We start from the raw sequence: 11,349 nt of genomic DNA, 5'->3' as shown, positions 1-11,349 counted from the left end.
CCCTGACCAACGGGAAAGTCGAAGCCCATTGCGATGGTGCCCGGCACAACAGCGACGGATCTCTCATCCGCGATAGAGCCGGCCGAATCACCTATTTCTCTACCCATGGTGACGGCACCGTCTACCGTGACTCCGCAGCGCGCAGCACGCACCTGTCCACCGTGCCGATCCAGCACGGCGACCTGGCACGAGCCGAAGCCAGTCTTGACGCGGTGATCGACATCCTGCTCGAAGACGAACCACAAGGACCGCCCCTCGGCGAGCCCGGCTGCGGCATCTCCACACCCGATCTTGTCGAAGCCGGCCAGACCTGGCAGGCCGTCGCCGAACATGTCGACTCGGTCCACGGACTCACCTGCACCATCACTGACACCACCGACAACCAGAGCAGGCGAGTGCGAGTCGCCATGCAAGACGGGTCTCCGGCAGCCACGGTCACTTGCGAAGCGCCAGGCCTCTACCGTGTCGCCTTCCACACTCGAGACGGACACACCGTCAGCCAACTCATCCTCGTCACCGAACCAGGCCTGGAACGTTCAGAAATCGACTGACATCGCACAGTGGGACGCGATCGATCCGACAAGCCGGCTCCCCTCGGCCAGCGCTGTGCTCTCTGGCCGGAAGACGCGCAGCCCGTCTCTACCAACCGGACTCCCCGGCGGGCCTTCCGCTCCAGCCGATCAGATGCCGGGCGCATCGCCCGCTGTGCGACCTGCTCCCTGGAGGCCGGGAAGATCCACCAGCCCCTGGGGCGATGTCGGATGGACGTGCTCGACCGCCTCTCGCCGGTCGAGCACGTCCCAGAGCGGAGAGTAGACGGTGTCGCCCAGGTACCGCCCGCCAGGCTTTCCGGGCTTGGTGCGGACCGGCAGATCCGACCCGCGAGGCCGCGACGAGCGCGCCCACGGAAGGGCGCGTGATATACGCCGGGATGCGCAGCCTTGCGGTGCCGAGCAACCCGGCAGCCCGGCTGTGGCATCGCGCGACCATGCTGTTCGAGCACCGCGGTGACGGCACACCGCATCGAAGCCCACGCCGATGCGCTCGCCGCCCCGGCGTGCGAAGCACTGTCTCCCGCTCAGCTCGTGCTGGGGAGCCGACGGCGGCTGCTCTCCCTCACCCCACGGCAACGGGAGGGGTCAGCACGTCAGTTCAGCGGCCAGCAGGTCCATCAAGAGTCCGTCGTGCCAGGTGTCGTCCGGACCGCGCTCGTACTGCCGCATGATGCCGACCGGCCGGAAGCCGACCTTCTCGTAGCAGCGGATCGCCGCGATGTTGTCGGCCGCGGGGTCAATGACCAGCCGGTGGTAGCCGCACTCGTCGATGAGGTGGCGGGCCAGTGTGCGCACTGCGTCGGTGCCCAGTCCGCTGCCATGCGCTGCGGGGTTGAGAAAAAGATCAATACCGGCGTGGCGGTAATCGGGGCCTGACCCCGCAAGCTCCACCACCTGGTCCTGGACGAGCTCGGCGCGAGTGGCGCTCTGGACTGGTCCCGGTGCGCGATCGACTCAGTGAACATGCGGGCCCTGAAAGGGGGGATCTGACAGGTCCGAATCCCGTAGATCGCGGCAAGAAGGGAACGAAGATCCACTTGATCACCGAGCGGTCCGGTCTGCCCCTCTCGATCGGGATCTCCGCCGCGAACACCCACGACAGCCAGGGACTCGAACCCCTCGTGCGCGGTATCCCGCCGATCCGCTCCCGTCGCGGACCGCGGCGACGGCGGCCCGCCAAGCTGCATGGCGACAAGGGGTACGACTACAACCACCTCCGTCGGTGGCTACGCTCCCGGAACATCACCCCGCGCATCGCCCGCAAAGGCGTCGAGTCCTCTCAGCGGCTGGGCCGTCACCGTTGGACCGTGGAGCGGACGGTGGCCTGGCTTGCCCGCTGGGTGGAGCAATTGTCAATTCCTGTGGATCACTGCCGGAAGCCTCAAGTGGCCCGTAGCCATTGGTCGAGGACTGCGAAGTCTTTGTCGGTGAGGCCGCGGGAAGACGCGATGCGGTGGAGGAGGGCCGGGGTGGGGTGGCGGGTGGACACCCAGTCCTGATCGGCGTCGGTGATCTCGTCGTCGACCCAGATGAACGGGCGTTCGTCCGCCCATGCTGCCAGGGTCCGGGTCTTCCAGTGGAGCCCGAACCACTGGTCCTCGCGTTTTTGCGCGTCGGAGGGTTCTGGCCAGTGCACGACCGGCAGGGGCGGCAGACCGAGCAGCGGTGCGATGTCGGTGTTCGCCGCCTCCTCCCAGGTGGTGGCCCAAACCAGCTCGCACGGCAGTGCCGCGAGGCGAGGCCCGAGGTGCGGGTCGAGCCGCGTCAGGTGCGAATCCGTCGCGGTGCCTGACGGCTCGCACTGCGGGCCGTCGCCGAACGGCAGGAGAGGCCCGTCGATGTCCAGGAACAGCAGCGGGAGTTCCTTGGGCTCACTCATGCCGCAGCCTCCCGCTCACGCTCGACCAGGACGCCGCGTTCGAAGCGGGCGCCGTTGCGGACGAGGGCGACGAGGTGGGGTGCGGTGATCGCTCGCCAGCGGGCCTGGGCGGACTCGGCGAGCTTGAACACCATCGCCAGGGCCGCGGCCGGGCTGCCGGCGCCGCGGGTGACCTTGGTCCGCAGCTTCACTGTGCTGAAGGTCGACTCGATCGGATTCGTCGTGCGCAGGTGGACCCAGTGCTCGGCCGGGAAGTCGTAGAAAGCCAGGAGTTCATCGACGTCGTCGGTGATCTTCTTGACGGCCTTGGGCCACTTCGCGCCGTAGGCGCGCCCGAAGTCCTTCACCGCCTTCTCGGCGTGATCGCGGTCCTCGGCGTTGTAGATCTCCTGCAGTGCCTTCTTCGCGCCGGGCTGGGCCGATCTCGGCAGGGCATTGACCACGTTCCGGGTCTTGTGAACCCAGCACCTTTGATGTCTGGCCTGCGGAAACACCTCGGCCAGGGCCCGCCACAGCCCCATGGCTCCGTCGCCGACGACGAGCTCGGGGTCGCGCATGCCGCGCCGGCGGCAGTCCCGCAGGAGGTCGGCCCAGGACTCGGTCGACTCTCGCAGGCCCTCGGCGAGCGCGATCAGCTCCTTGCTGCCGTCGGTGCGCACGCCCATGAGGACCAGGACGCAGGAGCGGGCCTGGCCGAGGCGGACCTTGGGGTGGACGCCGTCGGCCCACACGTAGACGTAGTCGGATCCGGACAGGTCCCGGTCCTGGAAGGCGGAGTGGTCGTCGCTCCACTGCTTGGCCAGCCGGGTCACCGTTGCCGACGAGAGCGCAGCGGCCGTGCCGAGGAACTGCTCCATCGCGGGCACGAAGTCGCCGGAGGACAGCCCGTGCAGGTAGAGCAGGGGCAGGACCTCGCTGATCTTCGGGGACTTCCGGCACCAGGGGGCGAGGATCTTGGACGAAAACCGCTTGCGCTCGCCCGTCTCGCCATCGACCCGCTTGTCGTTCACCCGCGGTACTTTCACCACAATCGGCCCGGCGGCGGTGGTCACCGTCCGCTCGCGGTGGTGGCCGTTGCGGACCACCAGACGGCGACCGGCCTCGTCCCGCTCGCCCGCCAACTCAGCTATGTACTGGTTGACCTCGGCCTCCAGAGCCGCGGCGAGCATCCGACGGGCTCCCTCACGGACGATGTCGTCCATCAGGGAGCCGCTCTGAGTGGTGCCGTCCTCGTTGACTACGCTCAGCACGGGCGTGCCTTCCCGACCCGCGCTGCAACGCGGGCCTACTCGATGACCAGAAATCGATCACTCGGGAAGGTACGCCCTCCGCGTTCCGCGAGGCACCCCTCCCGAGTCCAATCCACAGGTCTTGAGCATTGCTCGGAAGCCGACGGCGTGATGCCTTGCGGCAGTCCCCCGGGGCCGCCACTCCCCGGGCGTAGGTCGTACGCCCGCCGGCGCCTCAGTCCAAGCGGGAGAAGTCGAGATCCACCAGGATCTCCTTGAGGTCCACCTTCTCGTCGCGGCAGAAGCCCCGAAGCTCGTCCCACATTTCGGGGACGCCCTCCAGAGCGCCACTGAGCAGGGACAGCTGTCCGCGTTCCTCGTCGTACTCCTCGGCGTGGAGGTAGACCATCTCCGCCTTCTGGAGTTCGCGTACGACGCTGAGCAGCGTCGTACGGTCCGCCGAGAAGCGCCTCAGCACCAGTTCGAAGTCGGTGGTCTCCTCGTGCACCACGAGGGCGAGCACCTGTCGGGCCATCCGCGTTAGACCGCCGACCCGCCCCGCGAAGCGGTTGACCAGCTCGAGGAAGTCCTGTTCGTCCGACGGGTCCTGGTTGGCGTCCTCCCAGGCGAAGAAGCGGCGCATGGTGGTGGCGGGCCGGACCAGGGACCCGTTGACCGTGTCGCGGAACTCGGCCTCGATGTCGTCGACCGTGTACCGGTACGTGGCCTCGTGCTTCTGTTTGACTGCCCGCAGGTACTCGACGGTGTAGTCGTGCCGGGTGACGCTGCTGTCGATCAGGTCGTGGTGCACGCCGCACAGCAGCATCAGGTTGTCGAAGTCCCGTAGCTGTTCGACGTCCGTGCCGTCCCACGCCTCGTGCCGGGCGCTGCCGGGCTCGGCGCCGATGATGTGGGCGATCTTGCCGACCCAGGCGCCTTCCTCCGTGACCAGCCGGGTTGAGCAGTGCGGGTCGCCCCAGGCGCATTCGTTGCCGGAGAACGCCCACAGCCGGCGTGCGACGCCGGACAGCAGCTCCTTGCGGTTCGTCTCGGAGCCGTTCGTCCGCTTGGCCACAGCCCGCCCTTCCTTCGACCTGACGACAACGCGCAGCGTAGTCCAGCTGGTTGAGGTGGGGCGGGCGTGCTGGTTGTCCGGCTGCTACCAGCGCAGGGTCGGGCGGGGGCGGGGGGCGAGTTCGGCCTGCTCGGCGACGGCGACGAGGCGCTCGGCGGTCTCTTGGCCAACCGCCTCGACGAGGCAGTTAAGGTTCGAGGCGATCAGGAGCCAGGAACGCCGCGGCAGCAGGCTCAGACGGGCGACGGCATCCGCGAGTGCTCCCGCCTCCAGGGCCATCATGGCCTGGACGTCGGCGGGGTCCGGCTTCAGCGGCACCTTCGCCTCGCGCACCAGGTCGACGGAGAGGGTCAGGTCGTCGATGACCGTGACGGCGGTGGTGTTCTCGATCATGCTGGGCTCGTAGTTGCGCCCGAGATCGTGGGCCTGGTGGACGGTGATGTTCTCCTCGCGGTAGCCGGCGGCGAGTAGACGGCGCAGCCCGGCGTAGGCGGCGTGGGACTTGCCGGACCAGTGCGGTCCCAGGAGGAGGAGGCGGGCGGTGTCGCCGGCCAGGATGGTGGAGCACCACTGGGCGATGGCGGGGTGGTCGGTCTCGGCATCGCTGAAGAGCGGGGGTACGACGGGCATCGGGACAGCGTATGTGGCCGCGTAGCTGGCGGTTGTGCTGGGTCTGATGGCGGGCGCTGCTGGCTGTCCGGGGAGACGAGGCGGGTCTGTTCTGGTGGGGGGTGAACTTCGGGCGTTGTCGCCCGCTTCCGTGTCGTGGCCGGGATGATGTGGCACGTGCGGGGCCGCCGCGGCCGCGGGAGTGGGGTCAGGGTGAGCAGGTGGGGAAAGCAGCAGGACCGGCTGGTGGTTCGGGCCGTCGACGTGCTGTCGGGCGTGCTGAGCGGCGCGGCGCCGGAGCCGGCCCGCCGTGTCGTCGCCTCCCGGGCTCTGCTGGCCCTCGAGGAGTTGGTGTTCCCGCTGCATGAGGAGCTGGTGCTGGCGGAAAACGCGGACGCCGCGGCTCGGGAGGCTACCGACGAGCAGTGGGCGGACGACGCCGCGGTGCGTCGTTGGGTGACCGAGACGCTGGCCGAGCACGCCTTGTCCTACAACGAGCTCCATGAGGTGTGGGAGGAGGACGATCCGGACCACGTCGATCCCCAGGGGGAGCACCCGGTGTGGGCCCTGCTGGAGCTGTCCCCCTTCGCGCGGCGCCTGCGGCTATGGCATGAGGCGGCCGCGAAGACCGCGGTCGGCCTGGGGAGCGACGTCGGCGTCGGCGCGCACCAGATCGGGCACTGGGCGGCGGGCCGGTCCCGGCCTGGTGAGCGTGAGCGGGAGGCGCTGGCGGGCGCTCTGGGTGTCCATCCTGCGTGGCTGCACGCTTCGCGCGACGAGCAGCCCGATGTGCAGCTGTACCGGTTCGCGTCCTGCCCGTGCGAGTAGCCGACCGCCATGGCGCGCCTCGGGCTGGGCCGGGAGGAGCCGGACTGGTACGACAGCCCCGCGGAGCAGGATGCCGCCGTGCACTGGTGCGGCTGCGGGCAGGCATGGGTGAAGGACGCGGCCGGGTGGCTGCTGCCACTGCCTCCGGGTGAGGAGCCGACACCGTCCGACGGGGACCTGGTCGACCTCGGCCATCCCCTCAGCCACAGCCCTTCGGTATCGCTCGACGAGCCGTGGCCGCGGGCACTGTGGCAGCCTCCGGTCGGCAGGAAGGGCCGCGCCCGCACCGCCTACCGGGTCCCCGAACTGCTCACCCGGGAGCCGCAGACCCTGCCCGAACGGCCGGATGTCGCGCGCGTCGTTGTGCCGGAGCCGGTGTGGGGTGCCGGTTCGGCGGAGCGGCTTGCCGCGAACGCGTCGTGGTGCCGTACCTGCCGGGCCCTGGTCGACGCGCCCAAGGGGGCGGCCGGCGGCCCGTGGGTTCTGCTGCACCGCAGCGAGCCGGAACGCGGGCTGAGCACCTGGACCTACCCCACCGAGAAGGACGCTCTGCACCACGGCGCCCATCTGGCCATGACCTACCTCCAGTTGGACGACGGTCCCCTCGACCGCGTGGCGCTGGACCTGTTCACCGGCCAAGCGCACGCCCAGGTCATCGACCGTTTCCCCGAACTGCACCCGGACACGAGCCAGTTCGAGGTCGCCGAGCTCGTCCCGATGCGCGCCGACGAGCTCTGAGCGCCGACGTGCTCGCGCCGGGTCGGGTGGTCAGGCGTCAGCCGTCGTCAGCCAGGCGATCCACGCGCCGTCCTGTGCCCGGCCCAGGTGAAGGTCCGGCGTGTGATCGGCCATGCGGGCGCAGATCCGGCCGTAGGCGCCATGGCGGGCGGGGCACAGCCGGGCCAGTTCCTCGGGGGTGAGCGCCGAGAGGTCATCGGGAACAGCCTGGCCGGCCGCGGTCGCGCGTGCCTGGGCGCCACGGCGACGCTCGACGGCGTCCCGGCGCGCTGCGAGCAGGCGCAACCAGCGCAGGTCGCTGCCGTCCTTGTCGCCGGCGTGGGTGTAGAGACACTGGCGCGCACCGTGCTCGTCGAGCTCGTCGACGACGGTCATGCCGATCGCCTCCATGAAGCACCGGCCGGTCGCACAAATGAGCCCGGGCCGGGCGGTGGATCGCTACGCTGGTCGCAGGTGCGGCGCTCCCCCCGTGGCGCCGCACCTCCCCGCTTTCATGGGCCCGCCGGTACCGCTGCGGCAGGCGCACATCGGGCGTCTAGCTGGCGCTGGCCCGGTCTCCCTCGCCGTCCCGGCGGACAGGCCCGGCCAGTGCTTCACTCTCCTGCGAGAGCCGGTCCGCGGGGGTGAAGTCCCCCAGCTCGACCGCGAGCGCGGCGCGCACGAATGCGGTGAGCTCGATGCTCCCCTTGCGCACCTCGAAGATGCGCAGCACCCCGCCCGAGTACGCGGCGCGGTGTCGGCACCCGGCCTGCACGCAGTACCCCTCGGCGGCCAGGGCGAGCCGCTTGAAGGCGGCGTCCTTCTCGTCGGTGACCTGGGCGGGACAGCCCAGGTGGTCCAGCGTGATCCGGGTGTGGGCGCGCTTCTCGGCCGGGCGGATGGTGAGCCGTCCGCCGCCGGGCGTGAGATAGCGGCCGGGCGTCACCGGGCCGTACGGATGGATCAGCGGCAGATCCTTGTCCACCACGTGCTGGGCGGGCAGTCCGTCGTACTCGAAGTAGGGGCCTGCAATGCCGTTGTGCTCGATTGCCATGCGGTCCTCGTTTCGGTCGCGGGGCGGGCGCCGGGCCGTCACGCGCTGGTGACGGGCACGTTCCGCAGCAGTGCGGCGGTCATCGCCAGGAGCGTCTCCGCCTCGGCCCGGTCGTACTTGAAGGTCTTGGTGACCGCGTCGTTGTGCAGGGCGCCGCAGGTCTGGCTGTACAAGGCGTCCTGGATCCGCCACCACCGCTCGGTCTGGTTGCACTGGTTGGCCTGCTTCCTCGATCCGGGGTTGTCCCAGGTGACGTTCTCCCGGACCCACTCCAGCGCCCGCCTGACCTCCAGGATCGACGCCCGCACCTCGTTCGCGGTCAGCAGCCGCTGCGCCTCCCGCAGCGTCCGTCCGACCTCGTCCCGCTCCGGATCGCCGAGCGGGTACGGCACGGCCATCTCGAACGCCGCGGACGGCCCCAGCTGCGCCAGCTGCTGTTCCCATCGGCTCTTGGCGATGGTGATGTGCGCCGTGTCCTGGGTGCTCCCCGGATACCCGGGCGCCTGCGGCAGGGTCGCGTTGAGGTCGATCTCGAAGCGGACGTCGCCGGTGCGGCCCTCCTCGATGGCGTGGACCTGCAACGAGGTCAGCGGGAACGACAGGTTCACGCGGTGGACGGTCACCTTCGGGGTGTACGCCAGGTTCGCCGTAGTCCGGGCGAGCCGGGAGCGCTGCCCCGTCGCCTCGAAGCCGAACAGGTCCGCCTCCAGGGCGAGGATCTTCCCGGCCTCGGTGAAGGGCGACACCCCGACAGCGAGCTGGACGCTCAGCTCGTGGGCTCCCAGTGCGCGGTGCAGCCACGTCTGGTCGCTGCTGACTTCCACGGTGAACCGGATGTCGTCGTCGAAGCGGAGTTCCTGCATAGCTCCCCCAAAGGGCGTGTCGATCACCCGATTCTGCCGGGCGGGCGGCCGCTTCACCGCCAATTTCCCCCGGCCGCGGGCTCCAGCCCGCAGACCCTGACGGGCCCGGCTCCAGCTACTCAGGCCGCGGTGCCGTCCGGCGCGCCCGGCCCGGGCCCAACACCTCCTGTCCGCGCCGGGCGGTACCGCGGGGAGCGGGGGTCCGGGGGCCGGCGTGCTGTCATCCTGCGACGTCCCAGGCCTGTCCTTCGTCCGGGCTGGCAAGTCGTTGGTGTTCCGATCGGGCGGCTTCGAGCAGGCGTCTCCATGACGTGACCAGGGGGCGCCGTCGCAGAAGAGCCCGCCGCTCACGCTCGGTCATGCCGCCCCAGATTCCGTGCTCGATGCGATGGCCGAGGGCATAGGCCAGGCACTCGGTGCGCACCGGGCAGCCGGTGCAGAGGGCCTTGGCCCTGTTCTGGGCCGCGCCGTCCACGAAGAGCTCGTCCGGATCAGCGGTTCGGCAGACCGCTCGCTTACCCCAGTTCTCCTGGTCTTCCCCGTTCACCCCGACGCCGTCCTCTCCCCGGTGCGGCCCGCCGCACTCCCCTGGGCAGGCGCAGTCCGAGAACGGTACGGCAAACGCCTACAGCATGGGACATCGCCGCATTGCGGCAATCCCTTCGGGTGAAGGGGCCTTGACCAAGGCCCCAACGCCTCGTGACCCCTTCAGCCGGTTCCCGGGCAACCGGGCATGGCGGGCAGCGATGCCTCGCCCGTCAGGGCACTGGTGCGCCGGCGGATCGCCGCGAACATGTCGGCGCGGTGCTTCCTGATCGGGTAGTCGATCCGGTCATAGCGCAGTTGGAGAGCGGCGCTGCGATCCGGAGACTTGAGGAGGACCAGACCGAGACTGCCCCCGGGCGTCAGGTCGCGGTGACCGCAGAGTTCCAGCGGCAGACCGTGGTGCGGGTCGGTCAGGGCCTGGACCAGCTCGGCGCGGCGCAGGGCTGTCTCGGAGTCGTGCTCGAGCTGAAGGATCCACCACTCCCCCAGGCGCGCCTCGTGTCCAGTGACGACCTGGGGGACGGCGACGGTGTGGAGGAGTCCGAGGCGGCGCAGCAGCCCGCTGGGGAGCCAGGCGGCGTCCCGCCAGATCTTCTCGTAGATGAGCGGCTGCCGTTCGGTGTCCCACTGCTTCTCGTAGGGAGTCCAGGTGTCGCCGGCCAGCCAGCAGGCCTCTCCCCCGTTGCTCTGGATCTGCTGCGCAAGGGCTGCCTCGGCCTTCTGGAAGGCGCGGCGCGAGGGGCCGGTGAGCCGGATGCTGGTCGGCTGCCCGAGACGGCGGAGCTCGATGCCGCGATCGGTGCGTGCGCAGATCCTCACCCCGTTGAGCCCGTAGATCTCGTCTCGCCCGGCGCGCATCGGCGAGCGGCAGGGCAGCAGACCGCTCAGCAGGCTGTCGAGACTTGAGTTGCTCTCCAGGTGGAGCCGGATGCCGCGCGAGGTGGGCTGTACGTACCGGATGCCGAAGGGGTACTCGAAGAAATGCCGCTGTGTGTTGAGGATCCAGTAGAACACCTCCGATTCCAGCAGGAGTTGTTCGTGCTGGGCCGGTGCCGGGATGAGGGGAGCGTCGGGCTCCAAGGCAGCGACGGCCTCACATGCGGCCTGGTAGGGGGCGCCGGTGTAGAGGGCGTAGGTCCGGGCGCGGCTGCTGATCTGGTTCGCCGGCATGGCGGGTACCTTTCGCTCAGCTCCGTCGGCCCGCGGAGCGTGAGGAACAGGCACTGGTGTGCGGTGGTGCGGTCAGTGAAATGGCGCTGATCGAAGCCGAGCTTCTTCGCCTCCGCCTTGAACCAATGGGCCGAGTTCGCGTGAGGAGCAGCAGACCGATGCCGCAGGGCGCCACCATATCCATCGACCTCAACTCCAACGGGGCGCCGCGCCGCACACTCCCTGATCTGACCGAAGCCCCGGGAGAGAGGAGCGCCGTGTGCCGAGGGCCGCAGGAGGCAGTGCCCCTTCCTCTCCCGGCTGTGGAGGCCGAGTCCGGCTGGTGCGTGCGACGGCTGTTCGTGTGCCGCCGCGAGGATCGTCAGAGGGCGCGCATCACGGCGACGACCTTGCCCAGGATGACCGCCTCGTCGGCCGCGAGCGGCTGGAACCCGGGGTTGTGCGCGACGAGCCAGGCGTGGCCGGCCGCGTCGCGCTGGAACCTCTTCACCGTCGCTTCGCCGTCGAGCATGGCGGCGACGATGTCGCCTGGCTCGGCGACCTGCTGCCGCCGGACGGTGACCACGTCGCCGTCGCAGATGGCTGCCTCGATCATGCTTTCGCCGGACACCTGAAACCGACGAGTTCGCTGAATCTCGGTGGACTTTGACTGGGAACCGGTGGCGATTCGCCCTCTATGGGCTTGCGTCTCACGTGGGTTCGATCGCAACGACTGCGTGAACGGCTGGCCCCTCGGCCGCCTCCCGCACGCCCGTCCGTCTGTGCTCCGGAGCACCCTGCAAGATCACAACCGCGGCTGGGGAAAGGGGTATACCGGCGCCCCTA

At 69.8% G+C, this 11,349-nt stretch carries 12 protein-coding genes and 4 pseudogenes; 5 read left to right on the top strand and 11 right to left on the bottom strand.

Annotation, left to right across the window (positions count from 1 at the left end; all coding sequences use genetic code 11):
• Window positions 1-551, top strand: a pseudogene (locus MXD57_RS19850) (hypothetical protein); the annotation flags it as partial.
• A 203-nt stretch (window positions 552-754) separates the two neighbouring features.
• Window positions 755-1,225 carry a helix-turn-helix domain-containing protein gene (locus MXD57_RS32025; protein ID WP_374114730.1) on the top strand — a complete coding sequence of 157 codons (471 nt, stop codon included), beginning with the start codon at window positions 755-757 and terminating at the stop codon, window positions 1,223-1,225.
• On the opposite strand, the pseudogene MXD57_RS19845 reads toward MXD57_RS32025, so the two are convergent.
• Window positions 1,140-1,424, bottom strand: a pseudogene (locus MXD57_RS19845) (GNAT family N-acetyltransferase); the annotation flags it as partial. The gene MXD57_RS32025 and the pseudogene MXD57_RS19845 overlap by 86 nt on opposite strands.
• 12 nt (window positions 1,425-1,436) lie before the next feature.
• Between MXD57_RS19845 and MXD57_RS19840 the strand changes: the two are divergent.
• A pseudogene (locus MXD57_RS19840) lies at window positions 1,437-1,885 on the top strand (IS5 family transposase); the annotation flags it as partial.
• Between the two features lie 50 nt (window positions 1,886-1,935).
• On the opposite strand, the gene MXD57_RS19835 reads toward MXD57_RS19840, so the two are convergent.
• The 4 genes from MXD57_RS19835 to MXD57_RS19820 all read right to left on the bottom strand — a co-directional run bounded on the left by MXD57_RS19835 (window position 1,936) and on the right by MXD57_RS19820 (window position 5,367).
• Complete coding sequence (locus MXD57_RS19835) at window positions 1,936-2,433, bottom strand: HAD domain-containing protein (RefSeq protein ID WP_250402873.1); 498 nt, start codon at window positions 2,431-2,433, stop codon at window positions 1,936-1,938.
• On the bottom strand, window positions 2,430-3,683 hold the full coding sequence (locus MXD57_RS19830) for an IS256 family transposase (RefSeq protein WP_250402872.1): 1,254 nt from the start codon (window positions 3,681-3,683) through the stop codon (window positions 2,430-2,432). The genes MXD57_RS19835 and MXD57_RS19830 overlap by 4 nt, the downstream gene beginning before the upstream one ends.
• Before the next feature lie 214 nt (window positions 3,684-3,897).
• Window positions 3,898-4,737, bottom strand: a complete 840-nt coding sequence (locus MXD57_RS19825) for a hypothetical protein (RefSeq protein ID WP_250402871.1) — start codon at window positions 4,735-4,737, stop codon at window positions 3,898-3,900.
• An 84-nt stretch (window positions 4,738-4,821) separates the two neighbouring features.
• Window positions 4,822-5,367 (bottom strand): hypothetical protein, encoded by a 546-nt coding sequence (locus tag MXD57_RS19820; RefSeq protein ID WP_250402870.1) that lies wholly within the window; start codon window positions 5,365-5,367, stop codon window positions 4,822-4,824.
• A 192-nt stretch (window positions 5,368-5,559) separates the two neighbouring features.
• On the opposite strand from MXD57_RS19820, the gene MXD57_RS19815 reads away from it, so the two are divergent.
• Entirely contained in the window at window positions 5,560-6,174 is a 615-nt protein-coding gene (locus MXD57_RS19815) for a helix-turn-helix domain-containing protein (protein ID WP_250402869.1), read from the top strand.
• 9 nt (window positions 6,175-6,183) lie between these two features.
• Complete coding sequence (locus tag MXD57_RS19810; protein ID WP_250402868.1) at window positions 6,184-6,912, top strand: hypothetical protein; 729 nt, start codon at window positions 6,184-6,186, stop codon at window positions 6,910-6,912.
• Window positions 6,913-6,942: 30 nt separating this feature from the next.
• Here MXD57_RS19810 and MXD57_RS19805 read toward each other — a convergent pair whose 3' ends face one another.
• The 6 genes and pseudogenes from MXD57_RS19805 to MXD57_RS19780 form a co-directional block, all read right to left on the bottom strand.
• Complete coding sequence (locus MXD57_RS19805; RefSeq protein WP_250402867.1) at window positions 6,943-7,287, bottom strand: hypothetical protein; 345 nt, start codon at window positions 7,285-7,287, stop codon at window positions 6,943-6,945.
• Between the two features lie 160 nt (window positions 7,288-7,447).
• Entirely contained in the window at window positions 7,448-7,945 is a 498-nt protein-coding gene (locus MXD57_RS19800; protein WP_250402866.1) for a DUF6420 family protein, read from the bottom strand.
• 38 nt (window positions 7,946-7,983) lie between these two features.
• Window positions 7,984-8,808 carry a hypothetical protein gene (locus MXD57_RS19795; protein ID WP_250402865.1) on the bottom strand — a complete coding sequence of 275 codons (825 nt, stop codon included), beginning with the start codon at window positions 8,806-8,808 and terminating at the stop codon, window positions 7,984-7,986.
• 220 nt (window positions 8,809-9,028) lie between these two features.
• Entirely contained in the window at window positions 9,029-9,355 is a 327-nt protein-coding gene (locus tag MXD57_RS19790; protein WP_250402864.1) for a WhiB family transcriptional regulator, read from the bottom strand.
• Window positions 9,356-9,516: 161 nt separating this feature from the next.
• The gene (locus MXD57_RS19785) at window positions 9,517-10,524 is read right to left on the bottom strand and encodes a hypothetical protein (protein WP_250402863.1); all 1,008 of its coding nucleotides are present in this window, start codon (window positions 10,522-10,524) and stop codon (window positions 9,517-9,519) included.
• 361 nt (window positions 10,525-10,885) lie between these two features.
• A pseudogene (locus MXD57_RS19780) lies at window positions 10,886-11,137 on the bottom strand (LexA family protein); the annotation flags it as partial.
• Window positions 11,138-11,349 lie beyond the last annotated feature (212 nt).

This window comes from Streptomyces cellostaticus (assembly GCF_023630175.1).
GTDB lineage: Bacteria > Actinomycetota > Actinomycetes > Streptomycetales > Streptomycetaceae > Streptomyces > Streptomyces cellostaticus_A.
The sequence above is the reverse complement of the archived record's forward strand: the minus strand, read 5'-3'. Positions and strand labels throughout refer to the sequence as shown.